We start from the raw sequence: 16687 nt of genomic DNA, 5'->3' as shown, positions 1-16687 counted from the left end.
GTGACTGCTGGCCTCATCGTCGGCAAGCCGACTCCCACAGGGTTCTGGGCCAGCCACAGCATCTGTGCTCGACGCGGTCACTGTGGGAGCCGGCTTGCCGGCGATGAGGCCACTGGCAACGCCGCAACTGCATCGGGGAACACCCAGGGCCCAGGCACCGTCTACAGTTGCCTCAACACCCCTGTCAGCGAGCCCCCATGGCATTCCACAAACTGGCCCGAACCCATCCACGCCTGAGCATTGCCGCCGTCCTCGGTGTGCTTGGCGGGCTGTTCATTCCCGCAGGCGATACGGTCCAGCATGTCCTGGCCGGATGGAATATCGCGGTGTGGGTCTACCTGGCATTGGTCCTGTACCTGACCTTCAGGGCCGCCCCCGACGATGTCCGGCGGATCGCCGAGATCGAAGACGAGAACGCCGTCCTGGTGCTGTTCGTGGTCAGCATCGCCGCCGTCGCCAGCCTGGCCGCGGTCACCCTGCAACTGGCCGGCAGCAAGGACCTGCACGGCCAGGCGCTGATCCTGCATTACGCCTGGACCGGCCTGACCGTGGCCGGCTCCTGGCTGCTGATCGGCACCATCTTCAGCCTGCATTACGCCCGCCTGTTCTATACCTGCGACGGCCGCGAGCCGCTGCTGCGCTTTGCCGATGGCGAGTGCCATCCCGACTTCTGGGACTTCCACTACTTTTCCTTCACCATCAGCGTCGCCGTGCAGACCTCGGATGTCGGCGTCGGCAGCAAGCCGATGCGTCGGGTGGTGCTGCTGCATTCGTTGATCGGCTTTCTGTTCAACACGGCGATCCTCGGCTTTACGGTGAACATCGCCGCCGGCCTGCTCAGCTGAACCGCTTCATGTCATTTGGCAGTCATTCCCGATTGCCACCGCTGGTCGGAAAAATTGGATCCAATACATCCCGGCGACCGCCGGTATTCCGCCACTTGGCCCCGGCTACCGGAGCCAAAGCGGCAGAGAAAACGTTTGCGCAAAAATCATCGGGTCTACGGGAATGTGACCAGGGTCATGGAACGGTAAAAAGCACCGGGAATTATTCCTTTTCACCCAGGGCAAGCCTGCTATGGTTAGGCTCTTGGTCGAAAAGTGGCCGAAAAGGCCTACAGGATCATCAGAGGTTTCATTCAGGGTTATCGTCGCGCTGTACAAGGAGGCCCGCATGAACAAACTCACTTTCCCCGGCGCTTGCCAAATGATGCGCTGGCATTTCCACCCCCTCGGCTTCGAAGCGAGCATGGACGCGCCGCGCAGCATGGTCGCCCGGCTATTCGACCGGGCCACCGGTGAAACCCTGCTGGCGATCGCCGGCATCCCCTGCTCCACCGTCATGGCCGCCCACGATGTCGAGCGGATCATCGAAGCGGTGGAAGACGAACTGGAAGCCTTCCAGCCGTCCTGCGCCCTCAAGCACTCGGCCTGATTCTCAAGCCCGCGCCTGGGCCACCTTCACCCGCTCGATGTTCTCCAGAAAACGCTCGGCCGGCACCGGCTGACCGAGCAGATAGCCCTGCAAGGAATCGCACCCCAGGCGGGTCAGGAAGTCCTGCTGGCGGTCGGTTTCCACACCTTCGGCAACGATGCGCAGACCCAGCGCCTGGCCCAGGGCCACGATGGCCGAGACGATCGCCGCATCATCGCTGTCCTGCTCCAGATCGCGGACGAAACCGCGGTCGATCTTCAACTCGTTGGCCGGCAGGCGCTTGAGGTACATCAGGCTGGAATAGCCGGTGCCGAAGTCATCGATGGACAGGTCCACGCCCATGTCCGACAGCTGTTGCAGCACGCACAGGCTGGCATCGGCATCACGCATGGCAGTGGTTTCGGTAATTTCCAGGGTCAGGCTGTTGGGCGCCAGGCCATTGCGCTGCAAGGCCGTGGCCACGCTGTCGACCAGCCCGGCGTGGCAGAACTGGATGGCCGACAGGTTGACCGCGATCCGCCAATCGACGAAGCCCTGGTCGATCCACACGCGCATCTGCCGACAAGCCTCCTCCAGCACCCACTCGCCGATGGGAATGATCAGCCCGGTCTTTTCCGCCAGGGTGATGAAGCGGTCCGGCAGCAACAGGCCGTGCTGCGGATGCTCCCAGCGCACCAGGGCCTCGGCGCCGATCGGGTGACGGCCGATGGCGTCGTACTTGGGCTGGTAGAACAGGCGGAACTGCTTTTCCTCGACCGCGTTGCGCAGGTCCTGCAGCAGTTGCAGTTGCAGGCGCGCGTTGCTGTTCATCGACACGTCGAAGAAGCTGTAGCCGTTCTTGCCGGCGCTCTTGGCGTGGTACATGGCGGCGTCGGCGTTGCGCAGCAGCTCGTGCTGGTCGGCGCCATTGCCGGGGTACAGGACGATGCCGATGCTCGCGGAAATCTGCAGGTTCTGCTCGGCCACGCGGAAAGCGCGGGACACCAGGTTGACCTGCTTGGCGGCGACATTGACCGCGTCATCAGGGTCGTCCAGATCAACCAGCAGGACGAACTCGTCACCGCCGATCCGCGCCAGGGTGTCCTGGCTGTGCAGATGGCCGCGCAGGCGCAGGGCCACTTCCTTGAGCAACTGGTCGCCGGTGTGATGGCCGAAGGCGTCGTTGACCGGCTTGAAGCCGTCCAGGTCGATGAACATCAGTGCGAACTGGCCGCCATGCTCGGCAACTTTCTTCATCGCCTGGTCGATGCGGTCTGCCAGCAGGGTGCGGTTGGGCAGGCCGGTCAGGGTGTCGTGCAGGGCGAGCTGGGTCAGTTCCTGGTTGGCCAGGGTCAGCGAGCGCGCCAGTTCGGCGGTGCGGGCTTCCAGGCGGGCGTCGAGCACCGAGGTCAGCAGCGCCACCGAGAGCACCGCCAGGGTAGTGATCAGCACCAGGTAATCGAGGCCGTCACCATTGAAGCCGGTTTCGAAGGCGCCGCAGAAGCTGCCTTCGGGGAAGTTGGCGGCGGCCATGCCGGTGTAGTGCATGCCGACTATGGCCACCCCCATCACCACCGCCGCGCCACCGCGTACCTGGCGAACATAGGGGGTGGTGCGACGCAGGCGGAAGGCGATCCACAGCGCGGCCATCGAGGCACCGACGGCGATCAGCAGGGACAGGCCGAACAGCAGCGGGTCGTACTGGATGCCCGGCTGCATGCGCATCGCTGCCATGCCGGTGTAGTGCATGCAGGCGATACCCGCGCCCATGATCACCGCGCCGAGCAGCAGCATGTGCAGCGGCAGGCTGCGCTGGCTGACCAGCCACAGGGCAAAGCCCGAGGACAGCACGGCGATGACCAGTGACAGCAGGGTCAGGGTGATGTCGTAGCCCAGCTGGATCGGCAGACTGAAGGCAAGCATGCCGATGAAGTGCATCGACCAGACGCCCATGCCCATTGCCAGCGCGCCGCCGACCATCCACAGGCAGGCCGAACGGCCCTTGGCCGTGGCCAGGCGGCCGGTGAGATCGAGGGCGGTATAGGACGCCAGGATCGCCACGCACAGGGAAATCACAACCAGGGAGGGAGAGTAGCTGCCGTTCAACATCAAGCAATCCAGGCGGAAGGTGCGCGGGCAATGTGCCAGCGCAAAATCCGATGATTGTACTCAAGCTTTCGGGAAACGCACGGAGTTTTACAGGGAGTGTGCCGAGTGGCAGAACGGGGCCTGATCCGGAGTCGGTGGAGAGGCTGATGGCCTCATCGCTGGCAACGCCAGCTCCCACAGGGTTATGAGTTGACCTCGAGAGACCGGGCTGACGAGAACCCTGTGGGAGCCGGCGTTGCCGGCGATGAGGCCACTGGCAACAACCGGGATTTCAGTCCTCGGCCGCCGCCATCTGCCCATCCCAACCACCACCCAGCGCAGCGATCAGTTGCACGCTGGCCACCAGCCGACCCTGCAGCAGGGTCAGCACGCTGCGCTCGTTGCTCAGTGCCGTGGTCTGCACGTTGACCACATCCAGATAACCGATCAACCCGGCCTTGTACTGGTTCTCGGTCAGACGCAGCGATTCCCGTGCCGACTCCAGCGCCTGCTGGCGGATCACCGCCTCGTCGCCGTACACCTTGAGCTGCACCAGGTAGTTCTCCACTTCGCGGAAACCATCCAGCACGGTCTGGCGATACTGCGCCACGGTCTGGTCGTAGGCGGCTTCGGTACGGTCGACCTCCGCCGAGCGCTTGCCGGCGTCGAACAGGGTCATGGCCAGGCTGGGCCCCACCGACCAGAAGCGGTTCGGCAGGCTGATCCAGTTGCTGAAGCTGCTACTGCTGTAGCCACCGCTCATGCTCAGGCTGAGGTCCGGGAAGTAGGCGGCGCGGGCCACGCCGATATTGGCGTTGGCGGCCATCACGTTGCGCTCGGCGGCGGCAATGTCGGGACGCCGCTCCAGCAACTGCGAGGGCAAGGACAGCGGAATCTGCGGCAAGGCCGGGATGCTGTCGGTCGCCGCCAGGGAGAACTCCGCCGGCAGCTTGCCCATCAGCACGGCAATGGCATTCTCGTACTGGGCACGCTGCCAGATCAGGTCCACCAGGTCCGCCTCGGTGCTCTTGAGCTGGGTCTGTGCCTGGGCCACCGCATCCTTGCCGGAGACCCCGGCCTGGTACTGGTTCTGGGTCATTTTCAGCGAACGCTGGTAGGCCGCCAGGGTCTTTTCCAGCAGGCGCTTCTGCTCGTCGATGACCCGCAGTTGCAGGTAGTTCTGCACCAGCTCCGATTGCTGGCTGAGGCGGATCGAGGCCATGTCGGCGAAGCTCGCTTCGGCGCTGGCTTCGTTGGCGTTGAGGCCTTCACGCAGCTTGCCCCACAGGTCGATTTCCCAGCTCACGCCCAACTGCGCGTTGTAGGTATCGCGGATGCCGCTGCTGCTGTTGCTCAGGCTGGAGCTGCTGCTGCCGGTGCCCTGGCTCGAACGGTTCTTGCTGGCGCTGAGGTCGAGGCTGGGGAACAGCGAGGCCCGCGAGCTGCGCACCAGGGCCTGGGCCTGGCGATACTGGGCTTCGTACTGCGCCACGGTCTGGTTCGAGGCGTTGAGCTCGGCCACCAGCGCATTGAGCTGGGCATCGCCATACAGCTCCCACCAGGCGCCACGGGCCAGGGCATCGGACGGCGTGGCCTGGGTCCAGCCCTCGGCGTGCTTGAACGGCACGTCGGTGTGCATTTCAGGACGCTGGTAGTCCGGGCTCAGGGTGCAGGCGCTGAGCATCGCCACGCACAGGCTGGCAGCCAGCAGGCGCGAGCCACGGGCACCGAGCAGGCGCATCAGCGAGGGGTCGGAAAGAAGCAGGCGTTGGCTCATAGCGGGGTATCCAGGGCAGCATCGGTACGCACGCCGCGCCAGCGGTTGAAGCGATGGCGCGCGCCGTCCAGGTAGAGGTAGACCACCGGAGTGGTGTAAAGCGTGAGGACCTGGCTGAAGACCAGGCCACCGATGATGGTCAGGCCCAGCGGCTGGCGCATTTCCGAACCTTCGGCACTGCCCAGCAACAGCGGCAGCGCACCGAGGATCGCCGCCAGGGTGGTCATCAGGATCGGCCGCAGGCGCAGCAGGCAGGCGCGGCGGATCGATTCGTCCGCGCCAAGGCCTTCATGGCGCTCCAGTTGCAGGGCCAGGTCGATCATCAGGATGGCGTTCTTCTTCACCACGCCGATCAGCAGGAACAGCCCCAGCAGCGAGATCAGGCTGAACTCGCCGCCGGTGACGTACAGGGTCAGCAAGGCGCCGACCCCGGCCGATGGCAGGGTCGAGAGGATGGTCAGCGGGTGGATGTAGCTTTCGTAGAGGATGCCCAGCACCAGGTACACCAGCACCAGCGCGCCGAGGATCATCAGCGGCTGGCCTTGCTGGGTCTTGACGAAGGCATTGGCGGTACCGCCGAGCTTGGCGATCACGTCCTCCGGCAGGCCCACCGCCGCCACTGCCCGCTCCACCGCCGCCAGGGCCTGGTCCGGGGCATAGCCTTCGGCGATATCGAAGGCGATATCTTCCGAGGCGAACTGTCCTTCGTGGCCGACCCGGTCATCGGCCAGGGTGTTCTCGTAATGGGCGAAGGTCGACAGCGGCACTCGCGCGCCATCGGCGGTGATCACCTCGACCTGCTCCAGGGTGCTCGGATCCTGCGCGTATTTCGGCGCGATCTCCATCACCACCTGGTACTGGTTGAGGCTGTCGTAGATGGTCGAGATCTGCCGCTGGCTGTAGGCGTTGTTGAGCACCGCGGTGACCATGCTCATGTCGATGCCCAGGCGCTTGGCCTGGTCGCGGTCGACCACCAGGGTCACCTGCTGGGTACCACCGCCGTCGCGAGCGTCGATGGCGGTCAGTTCCGGCAGCGCGCGCAGGGCCGCGACCACCTTCGGATACCAGGTGCGCAAGGCGATCAGGTCGCCGCTTTGCAGGGTGTAGAGGTATTGCGAGGTGGTCTGGTCGCGACCGCCACCGCCCAGTTGCAGGTCCTGGTCGGCCTGCAGGAACAGGCGTCCGCCGGGCACCAGGGGCATTTCCTTGCGCAGGCGCTCGATCACCTGCTGGGCCGAGAGCTTGCGCTCCTTGATCGGCTTCAGGCGCACCAGGACCATGGCGTTGTTGGTGCCGCTGTTGCCACCGATGAAGCCGGCCACGCTCTGCACCGCCGGATCGGCGAGCAAGGCACGGCGGTAGATCTCCATCTTCGGCTGCATCACGCTGAACGACAGGCCGTCGTCACCGCGGATGAAGCCCATCAACTGGCCGGTGTCCTGCTGCGGCATCAGGGTCTTGGGCACCACCACATACAAGGCGATATTGACCCCGATGGCGACGAACAGGCTGAACAGGGTCAGGCGCCGATGGCGCAGGGCCCAGCCCAGGCTGCGGTCGTAACCGGCCACCATGCGCTGGTGAAGCTGCTCGCTCCAGCGCTGCAGGCGGGTCTGTTCTGCTGCCGGGTCATGGGGCTTGAGCCAGCGCGAGCAGAGCATCGGGGTCAGGGTCAGGGACACCAGCAAGGAGACGATGATCGCCGCCGCCAGGGTGATGGAGAACTCGCGGAACAGCGCATTGACGATGCCGCCCATGAACAGGATGGAGACGAACACCGCCACCAGCGAAACGTTCATCGACAGCAGGGTGAAGCCCACTTCCTTGGCCCCGAGATAGGCCGCGCGCATCGGCGGCTGGCCATTCTCGATATGCCGCGAGATGTTCTCCAGGACCACGATGGCGTCGTCCACCACCAGGCCGGTGGCGAGGATCAGCGCCATCAGCGACAGGTTGTTCAGGGAGAAGCCGCACAGGTACATGACCGCGAAGGTGCCCACCAGCGACACCGGCACCGCCAGGGTCGGAATCAGCGAGGCGCGGAAGTTGCCGAGGAACAGATAGACCACCAGCACCACCAGGAACACCGCGATCAGCAAGGTGTGCTCGGCCTCCTTGAGAGTCGCCTTGATCACCGGCGAGCGGTCCATGGCAATCTCCAGCTTGACGCTGGACGGCAGCAGGGATTGCAGGGCCGGCAGCTCGTCCTTGATCTGCGCCACGGTCTGGATGATGTTGGCGTTGGTCTGCCGGTTGATCACCAGCAGTACCGCTTCCTGGTCATTGAAGAAGCCGCTGTTGTAGCGGTTCTCGACGCCGTCGGTGACCTTGGCCACATCGCTCAGGCGCAGCACCGAGCCGTCCTGGTAACGGATCACCAGCGGTTCGTAGTCCTTGGCCTTCTCCAACTGGTCGTTGGCGCGCACCTGCCAGTTGCGTTCGCTGTCCTCGACAAAGCCCATGGGCCGCCGCTGGTTGGCGGCCGACACGGTTTCCCGTACGTCGTCCAGGGCCAGGCCGTACTGGGCGAGCATCTTCGGTTGCAGTTCGATGCGCACCGCCGGCAGCGAACTGCCGCCGATCTGCACCTCCCCTACCCCGCTCACCTGGGACAGGCTCTGCGACAGGATGGTCGAGGCCAGGTCGTACAGCTGGCCCTTCTGCAGCACGTCCGAGGTCAGCGCCAACACCATGATCGGCGCCTGCGACGGGTTGATCTTCTTGTAGGTGGGCATGCTCTTCATGCCACTGGGCAGCAGGTTGCGCGCGGCGTTGATGGCCGCCTGCACTTCCCGCGCGGCGCCGTCGATATCGCGGTCCAGGTCGAAGCCGAGAACGACCCGGGTCGAGCCCTGGTTGGAGCTGCTGGTCAGGGTGGTAACGCCGGCGATGGTACCGAGCTTGCGCTCCAGCGGCGTGGCCACGGTGGCCGCCATCACCTCGGGGCTGGCCCCTGGCAGGCTGGCCGAGACCACGATCACCGGGAAGTCCATCTTCGGCAGCGGCGCCACCGGCAACAGGCCGAAGCTCACCGCGCCCAGCAGCATGATCGCCAGGCTCAGCAGCATGGTCGCCACCGGGCGACGGATAAAGGGTCCGGAAAGGTTCACAGCACGCTCCCGGACAGCAGGCGGACGCGGTTCATGCCTGTTCTCCAGCCAGCGCCGGCTGCTTCTTGAAGCGCCGCGACAGACGATCGAAGTACAGGTAGATCACCGGCGTGGTGAACAGCGTCAGCACCTGGCTCAGGGCCAGGCCACCGACCATCACCAGGCCCAGCGGCTGGCGCAGCTCGGCGCCGGAACCACTGGCGAGCATCAGCGGCACGGCACCGAACAGCGCCGCCAGGGTGGTCATCAGGATCGGCCGGAAGCGCAGCAGCGCCGCCTGGTAGATCGCCTGCTCCGGGGCCATGCCCTGGTGGCGTTCGGCTTCGAGGGCGAAGTCGATCATCATGATCGCGTTCTTCTTGACGATGCCGATGAGCAGGATGATGCCGATGATGGCGATCATGCCCAGGTCGTTGCCGGTAAGGAGCAGCGCCAGCAAGGCGCCGACCGCCGCCGACGGCAGGGTCGAGAGGATGGTCACCGGGTGGATGTAGCTCTCGTAGAGCACGCCGAGCACGATGTACATGGTCACCACGGCGGCGAGGATCAGCAGCAAGGTGCTCGACAGCGAGGCCTGGAAGGCTTCCGCCGCGCCCTGGAAGCGGGTCTGCACGCCCAGCGGCATGCCGATGTCCTTCTGCACCTGCTCGATCAGTTGCACGCCCTCGCCCAGGGACACGCCCTCGGCCAGGTTGAACGACATCATCACCGCCGGGAACTGGCCGATATGGGAGATCGCCAGTTGCGCCTGGCGCTCCTCGACATGGGCCAGGGCCGACAGGCGTACCTGGGTGGCGGCGGTGGTCTTCACGTAGATACCGTCCAGCGCCTTTGGCCCGAGGGTCGAGGCAACGCCTGCCTGGAGCACCACGCGGTACTGGCTGGCCTGGGTATAGATGGTGGAGATCTGCCGCTGGCCGAAGGCGTCGTACAGGGCGTTGGTGATTTCCGAGACGGTCACACCCAGGCGGCTGGCGGCGTCGCGGTCGATCACCAGGAACACTTGCAGACCCTTGTCCTGCAGGTCGCTGGCGACATCGGTCAGTTGCGGGTACTGCTGCAGGGTGTGGACCAGCTTGTCGCTCCACTCCGAGAGCATTTCGGCATCCGGCGACGACAGGCTGAACTGGTACTGGGTGCGGCTGACCCGGTCCTCGATGCTCAGGTCCTGCACCGGCTGCATGAACAGGCGAATGCCGCTGAGGCGGTCGACCTTGGGTTGCAGGCGGGCAATCACCTGGGCTGCGGTGAGGTCACGCTCGCCGTGGGGCTTGAGGTTGATCAGCAGGCGCCCGCTGTTGAGCGTGGCGTTGTCGCCATCGACGCCGATATAGGACGACAGGCTGTCCACCGCCGGGTCTTCGAGGATCAGCGCCGCCAGTTCCTGCTGGCGCTGGCTCATGGCCGCGAAGGAAGTGGCTTGCGGGGCCTCGGAAATACCCTGGATCACCCCGGTGTCCTGCACCGGGAAGAAGCCCTTGGGCACGGCGATGTACAGCAGCACGGTAAGACCCAGGGTCGCCACGGCCACCAGCAGGGTCAGCGGCTGGTGCTTGAGCACCCATTGCAGGCCGCGGCCGTAATGCTCGATCAGCCATTCGATCCAGGCCCCGCTGGCGCGGTAGAAGCGGCTCTGCTCCTCTTCCTTCGGCTCGCGCTTGAGCAGCCGCGCGCACATCATCGGGGTCAGGGTCAGGGACACCACCAGGGAAATCAGGATGGCCACCGCCAAGGTGATGGCGAACTCACGGAACAGCCGGCCCACCACGTCGGCCATGAACAGCAGCGGAATCAGCACCGCGATCAGCGAGAAGGTCAGGGAAATCAGGGTGAAGCCGATCTGCCGCGCGCCCTTGAGCGCCGCCTGCAACGGCGTCTCGCCCTCCTCGATATGGCGGGCGATGTTCTCCAGCATGACGATGGCGTCGTCGACCACGAACCCGGTGGCGATGGTCAGGGCCATCAGGGTCAGGTTGTTGATCGAGAACCCGGCCAGGTACATCACGCCGAAGGTGCCGATCAGCGACAGCGGCACGGCGATCGACGGAATCAGGGTGGCGCTGAGCCGGCGCAGGAACAGGAAGGTGACCATCACCACCAGGGCGATGGCGAACAGCAGTTCATGCTGCACATCGCGCACCGAGGCGCGGATGGTCTGGGTACGGTCGGTGAGCACGGTGACATCGAGACCGGCCGGCAGGTTGTCGGTGATCTCCGGGAGCAGGGTCTTGATCCGGTCGACCACCTCGATCACGTTGGCCCCGGGCTGGCGCTGGATATTCAGCAGCACCGCCTGGTTCTGGTTGGCCCAGGCCGCCAGGCGCTCGTTCTCGGCGCCGTCGACGATCTCGGCGACGTCCTTCAGGCGCAGCGGCGCGCCGTTGTTGTAGGCGAGGATCAGGTTGGCGTATTCCTCGGGGGAACGCAGCTGGTCGTTGGCGTCGAGCATCGACACCCGGGTCGGGCCGTCGAAGTTGCCCTTGGGCTGGTTGACGTTGGAGGCGCCGATCAGGGTGCGCACATCGGCCAGGTTCAGGCCCGCCGCAGCCAGGGCCTCGGGATTGACCTTGATCCGCACCGCCTGGCGCTGGCCACCGGCGATGCTGACCATGCCGACGCCGCTGATCTGGGCGATCTTCTGTGCCATGCGCGTGTCGACCAGATCGTTGAGCTTGGGCAGCGGCATGGTCTTCGAGGAAATTGCAAGGGTCAGCACCGGGGTGTCGGCCGGGTTGACCTTGTTGTACACCGGCGGTGCCGGCAGGTCGCTGGGCAGCAGGTTGCTGGCGGCATTGATCGCCGCCTGGACCTGCTGCTCGGCGACGTCCATGTTCATTTCCAGGCTGAAGCGCAGGGTCAGCACCGAGGCGCCGCCGGAGCTGGTCGAAGCCATCTGTTCCAGGCCCGGCATCTGCCCGAACTGGCGCTCCAGCGGCGCGGTCACCGCGCTGGTCATCACCTGCGGGCTGGCGCCGGGGTACAGGGTCATGACCCGGATGGTCGGGTAATCCACCTGCGGCAGTGCCGCCACCGGCAGCAGCTTGTAGGCGATCAGGCCGGCCAGGACGATGGCCAGCATGCTCAGGGTGGTGGCGACCGGGCGGAGAATGAACAGGCGCGAGAGGTTCATGCGCCAGCCTTGCCGTTAGCTGCCGGGGCTTCGCTGGAGGACACACCGGGCTTGTCCTGGCCTTGCAGGTGCTGGCCGGGAGTCACCGGGACCTTGGCCGGATCATCGACCACATCGACCTTGGTGCCGTCGCGCAGGCGGTCGGTGCCTTCCAGCACTACCCGCTCGCCCTTGGCCAGGCCTTCCTTGATCACGGTGCGCTCGCCGTCGCTGACACCGACCTTGAGGTTGCGGATATGCACCTTGCTCTCGTCATCGATGACATAGACGAAGGTGCCGTTGTTGCCGAACTGGATCGCCGCCGACGGCGCCAGCACCACGTCCTTCAGGGTATCGGCGAGCAGGCGGGCGTTGACGAACTGGTTGGGGAACAGGGTTTCGTCCTGGTTCTCGAAGCGTGCCTTGAACTTCAGGGTGCCGGTGGTGATGTCGATCTGGTTGTCGATGCTGGCCAGCACACCGGTGGCCTGCTGGCGGGTATCGCCGCGGTCCCAGGCTTCCACCGGCAGCGGATTGCCGGTGCGGAAACGGCTCAGCACGGTATCCAGGTCGTTTTCCGGCAGGGTGAAGGCCACGGTAATCGGCTGGGTCTGGGTGATCACCACCAGGGCGGTGGTGTCGTTGGCCGCCACCAGGTTGCCGAGGTCGAGCTGGCGCAGGCCGAGACGGCCACCGATCGGGGCGCGGATCTTGGTGAAGTCGAGATTGAGCTTGGCGTCGCCGACCGCCGCCTGGTTGGTCTTGATCGTGCCTTCGTACTGCGCCACCAGAGCGGCCTGGGTGTCCAGGGTCTGCTTGGCGATGCTGTCTTCGGCGTACAGGCCTTTATAGCGGGCCAGGTCGATCTGCGCGTTCTTCAGTTGCGCCTGGTTCTGCGCCAGGGTGCCTTCGGCCTGCTGCAGGGCGATCTGGTAGCTGCGCGGGTCGATTTCGGCGAGCAGGTCGCCGGCCTTCACCTGCTGGCCTTCCTTGAAGTAGACCTTGACCAGTTCCCCTGCCACCCGGCTGCGCACGTTGACGGTGTTGGTCGCGGTCACCGTCCCCAGCGCCTTGTAGTAGACCGGGAAGTCGCCGACCGTGGCCGGCGCCACCCGCACCGGCACGCTGGCGGTGGAGGTGCCGAAGCCCGGGCGACCCTGGCCGGTCATGGCGCCAGCGCCACGACGGCCACCGGGATGGCCCTTGGCCTCGCCCTGGGCGGTCGGCGTGGTATGGGTCTGCGCGCTGGGCCACAGCCACCAGCACAGACCGGCGATAACCAGCAGGATCAAGAGGCTGAACAGCCAGCGGCGGGACGAACGGGAGGAAGATTGCATCGGGTTCTCGACCATGAGTACGCAGGAAACTTTGAAGGAGGCTGAACGATAAGCACTCGAGACGTTTTAGCAAAGCGCCTTTACCGGCAATTTACTGATAACTGACGTTGCCAAGTTTCTGAACTTTAAACAAAAACGGCCTGGACTAAGCCAGGCCGTTTCAAGGTGTTGCCAGATTGCCTTACTTCAGGACCGCCAGGGCCGCGTCGTAGTTCGGCTCTTCGGCGATTTCGCCTACCAGTTCGGCGTGCAGGACCTTGTCGTTCTCGTCCAGCACCACTACCGCGCGGGCAGCCAGGCCAGCCAGCGGGCCGTCAGCGATGGCCACGCCGTAGTTTTCCAGGAACTCGCGGCCGCGCAGGGTCGACAGGTTCTTCACATTCTCCAGGCCTTCGGCGCCGCAGAAGCGTGCCTGGGCGAATGGCAGGTCGGCGGAGATGCACAGGATGACGGTGTTGGCGATGTCGTTGGCCTGGGCGTTGAACTTGCGCACGGAGGTGGCGCAGGTCGGGGTGTCGACGCTCGGGAAGATGTTCAGCACCTTGCGCTTGCCGGCGAAGTCTTTCAGCGACTTGTCGGCCAGGCCTTCACCAACCAGGGAGAACGCAGGAGCCTGGGCGCCAGCCTTCGGCAGCTCGCCTTTGACCTGAACCGGATTGCCTTTGAGAGTCACTTGAGCCATGAGCGGAGTCCTTATGCGGGATTGAAAGGACCCAGAGTTAAGCACGAAAGTGCTTCGGCACCTATGGGGGAATGCAAATTGTTGAATTGTCGGACGTTTTTTGTGGACAATCCTGCCGTACAAAACCCGACAACCCGCCACAAATCCTTGTGGGAGCTGGCTTGCCAGCGATAGGGCCAGATCTGACAACATCCTTGTCAGTGCCGGCCTCATCGCTGGCAAGCCAGCTCCCACAGGCGTTCTGGCCAGCCAGCAATCCCGGCTTCTATCTCAAGGCAACAGTGAGTAGACGACAGAAGACAACGCCACCAACCCCACCGCCACGACAAACACATTGGACGCCTTGCCACTGTATTGGCGCATCGCCGGAACCTTGCGGATGGCATACATCGGCATCAGGAACAGGATCGCCGCGATCACCGGGCCGCCCAGGGCTTCGATCATGCCGAGGATGCTCGGGTTGAGGGTGGCGACGATCCAGCACACCACCAGCATCAGCGCGGCGGTGACCCGGTCCAGGGTCTTCGCCTCGGGACGCTTGCCGGTCTTGAGGATGATGCCCTTGAGGCCCTCGCTGGCACCGATGTAGTGGCCGAGGAACGACTTGGCAATGGCGACGAAGGCGATCAGCGGCGCGGCGAAGGCGATGGTCGGGTTGCTGAAGTGGTTGGCCAGGTACGACAGGATCGACAGGTTCTGCGCCTTGGCTTCGGCCAGTTGCGCCGGGGACAGGGTCAGCACGCAACTGAAGACGAAGAACATCACCATGGCCACCATCAGCAGGTGGGCACGGGCCAGGATCTGCCCGCTGCGCTCGTCGGCATGGGCGCCGTAGCGGCGTTTTTGGTCGACGGCGAAGGCCGAGATGATCGGCGAATGGTTGAAGGAGAACACCATCACCGGAATCGCCAGCCACAGGGTATGCAGGAAGGCGCCGCCGCTTGGCAGGTCGCCGGCGGTGGCAAGGATGCCGCCGTTCCAGTGCGGAACCAGGAACACCGCAAGGAACGCCAGGGCGACGATGAACGGATAGACCAGCAGGCTCATGGCCTTGACCGTGGCCTGTTCACCGCAGCGCACCACCGCCAGCAGGCCGAGGATCAGCACGAACGACAGCAGCGCGCGGGGTGGCGGCTGGATATGCAGTTGGTGCTCCATGAAGCTGCCAACGGTATTGGTCAGGGCCACCGAGTAGATCAGCAGGATCGGGAAGATCGCCAGGAAGTACAGGACGGTGATCATCGCCCCGGCGCTGAGGCCGAAGTGCTCTTCCACCACATCGGTGATATCGCCGCCGTCGCGTCCGGAAAGGACGAAGCGGGTCAGGCCGCGGTGGGCGTAATAGGTCATCGGGAAGGCCAGCAGCGCCAGGATCAGCAGCGGCCAGAAACCGCCGAGGCCGGCGTTGATCGGCAGGAACAGGGTACCGGCGCCGATGGCGGTGCCGAACAGGCCGAGCATCCAGGTAGTGTCATGACGATCCCAGCGCGCAAGGCTCGCCGCCGGGGTGGATTCGAAGCGTTGTTCAACGCTCGGGGACTGCTCGTTCATTCCGGGTGCAACTCCACTCGCAAGACTGCAACAGCGCCGGGAGTGGCTGAATAGACGCCTCAACACACCCCGACCATAAAAGAGGGGCGCGATTGTGCGCTGAAAGGTTGCACTTTTAAAGTACTGTCCGAGGAATGGTTGCACCTTTGCAGTGCATGAACAGGAAACTTGAAGGTGTTGCCGATGGCCTCATCGCCGGCAACGCCGGCTCCCACACGTCCAGCGTCGCCGCCAAACATTGTGGGAGCCGGCGTTGCCGGCGATGAGGCCGTCAAGACTTACTGAACGGCGGCGATCGCCTCGGCCACCTGCTGCAGGTTGTCCGGACGCAGGCCCGACATGCACACCCGGCCGCTGTCGATCAGGTACACACCGAACTCATCGCGCAGGCGGCGGACCTGGGCCACGCTCAGGCCGGTGTAGCTGAACATGCCGCGCTGGCTGAGGAAGAACGAGAAGTCCTGGCCCGGCAGCAGCACCGCCAGGGCATCCACCAGCCCCTGGCGCATGTCGAGGATGCGCAGGCGCATCTGCTCCACTTCCGCCGCCCATTGGGCATTCAGGCCGGCATCGTTGAGCACCGCGGCGACCAGTTGGGCACCGAACGCAGGCGGGCTGGAGTAGTTGCGGCGCACGGTGGCCTTGAGCTGGCCAAGCACGCTGGCCTGGGTCTCGGCGTCGTCACAGACCACCGACAGGCCGCCGACCCGCTCGCCGTACAGCGAGAAGATCTTCGAGAAGGAGTTGCTGACCAGGCACGGCACGCCGGCACGGGCCGCTTCGCGGATGGCGAAGGCGTCCTCGGCCAGGCCTTCGCCGAAGCCCTGGTAGGCGATATCGAGGAACGGGATCAGGTTGCGCACCTTGACCACCTCGATCACCTGCTGCCATTGGCCCTGGTTCAGGTCGACGCCGGTGGGGTTGTGGCAGCACGGGTGGAGCAGGACGATGCTGTTGGCCGGCAGGGTCTGCAGGGTGGCAAGCATGCCGTCGAAGTTGACGCCGCGGGTGGCCGGGTCGAAGTACGGGTAGGTGTGCACCTTGAACCCGGCGCCTTCGAAGATGGCGCGGTGGTTGTCCCAGGTCGGATCGCTGACCCAGACCTGCGATTCAGGGAAGTAGCGCTTGAGGAAGTCGGCGCCGACTTTCAGCGCGCCGGAGCCGCCGACGGTCTGCACGGTGGCGACGCGACCGCTGGTCACCGCCGGGTGATCGGCGCCGAACAGCAGGTTCTGGATCGCCTGGCGGTAGCCGGCCAGACCTTCCATCGGCAGGTACAGCGAGGCTTCGTGGGGCTTGTCGGCCAGGCGTTTCTCCGCCTCGCCCACCGCCGCCAGCTGCGGTACCACGCCAGCGGCATCGTAATACAGGCCGATGCTCAGGTTGACCTTGTTGGCACGCGGATCGGTCTTGAAGGTTTCCATCAGCGACAGAATCGGGTCGCCAGCATAGGCATCGACATGTTTGAACACAGCGCACAACTCCTTGGGACAGGATCAATCGAACAAAGTGTGTCGAGGATACCCGGAGTCCGGGCCGAGGAACATGCCCTTGGTGCAAGGGTTTTGTGCAGGATTGCACAATCCCCTGTGGGAGCTGGCTTGCCAGCGATTGCAATGG

Annotated in this window: 10 protein-coding genes; 2 read left to right on the top strand and 8 right to left on the bottom strand. The window is 64.9% G+C overall.

The window, feature by feature from the left end:
• Positions 1-197 precede the first annotated feature (197 nt).
• Complete coding sequence (locus ACODSK_RS29740) at positions 198-845, top strand: DUF1345 domain-containing protein (RefSeq protein WP_489021312.1); 648 nt, start codon at positions 198-200, stop codon at positions 843-845.
• A gap of 328 nt (positions 846-1173) precedes the next feature.
• Positions 1174-1434 (top strand): DUF1652 domain-containing protein, encoded by a 261-nt coding sequence (locus ACODSK_RS29735; protein WP_489021310.1) that lies wholly within the window; start codon positions 1174-1176, stop codon positions 1432-1434.
• A gap of 3 nt (positions 1435-1437) precedes the next feature.
• Here ACODSK_RS29735 and ACODSK_RS29730 read toward each other — a convergent pair whose 3' ends face one another.
• The 8 genes from ACODSK_RS29730 to ACODSK_RS29695 form a co-directional block, all read right to left on the bottom strand.
• A complete protein-coding gene (locus tag ACODSK_RS29730) occupies positions 1438-3522 on the bottom strand; it encodes a putative bifunctional diguanylate cyclase/phosphodiesterase (RefSeq protein ID WP_489021308.1) in 2085 nt (694 codons plus the stop codon).
• A gap of 271 nt (positions 3523-3793) precedes the next feature.
• Complete coding sequence (locus tag ACODSK_RS29725; RefSeq protein WP_489021307.1) at positions 3794-5278, bottom strand: efflux transporter outer membrane subunit; 1485 nt, start codon at positions 5276-5278, stop codon at positions 3794-3796.
• Positions 5275-8388, bottom strand: coding sequence for an efflux RND transporter permease subunit (locus ACODSK_RS29720; protein ID WP_489021305.1), 3114 nt, complete (start codon positions 8386-8388; stop codon positions 5275-5277). Before ACODSK_RS29720 ends, ACODSK_RS29725 begins: the two co-directional genes overlap by 4 nt.
• Positions 8389-8419: 31 nt before the next feature.
• Positions 8420-11518, bottom strand: coding sequence for an MdtB/MuxB family multidrug efflux RND transporter permease subunit (locus ACODSK_RS29715; protein WP_489021303.1), 3099 nt, complete (start codon positions 11516-11518; stop codon positions 8420-8422).
• On the bottom strand, positions 11515-12834 hold the full coding sequence (locus tag ACODSK_RS29710) for an MdtA/MuxA family multidrug efflux RND transporter periplasmic adaptor subunit (RefSeq protein WP_489021302.1): 1320 nt from the start codon (positions 12832-12834) through the stop codon (positions 11515-11517). Before ACODSK_RS29710 ends, ACODSK_RS29715 begins: the two co-directional genes overlap by 4 nt.
• Before the next feature lie 181 nt (positions 12835-13015).
• Complete coding sequence (gene tpx / locus ACODSK_RS29705; RefSeq protein ID WP_489021300.1) at positions 13016-13516, bottom strand: thiol peroxidase; 501 nt, start codon at positions 13514-13516, stop codon at positions 13016-13018.
• Between the two features lie 270 nt (positions 13517-13786).
• Positions 13787-15067: a serine/threonine transporter gene (locus ACODSK_RS29700; protein ID WP_489021298.1), complete on the bottom strand. Its 1281-nt coding sequence runs from the start codon at positions 15065-15067 to the stop codon at positions 13787-13789.
• A gap of 278 nt (positions 15068-15345) precedes the next feature.
• A complete protein-coding gene (locus ACODSK_RS29695; RefSeq protein ID WP_489021297.1) occupies positions 15346-16539 on the bottom strand; it encodes an amino acid aminotransferase in 1194 nt (397 codons plus the stop codon).
• Positions 16540-16687 lie beyond the last annotated feature (148 nt).

It is taken from the genome of Pseudomonas sp. FG98 (assembly GCF_057808595.1).
Note: the sequence above shows the minus strand (reverse complement) of the source record. Positions and strands in the feature narration are given on the sequence as shown.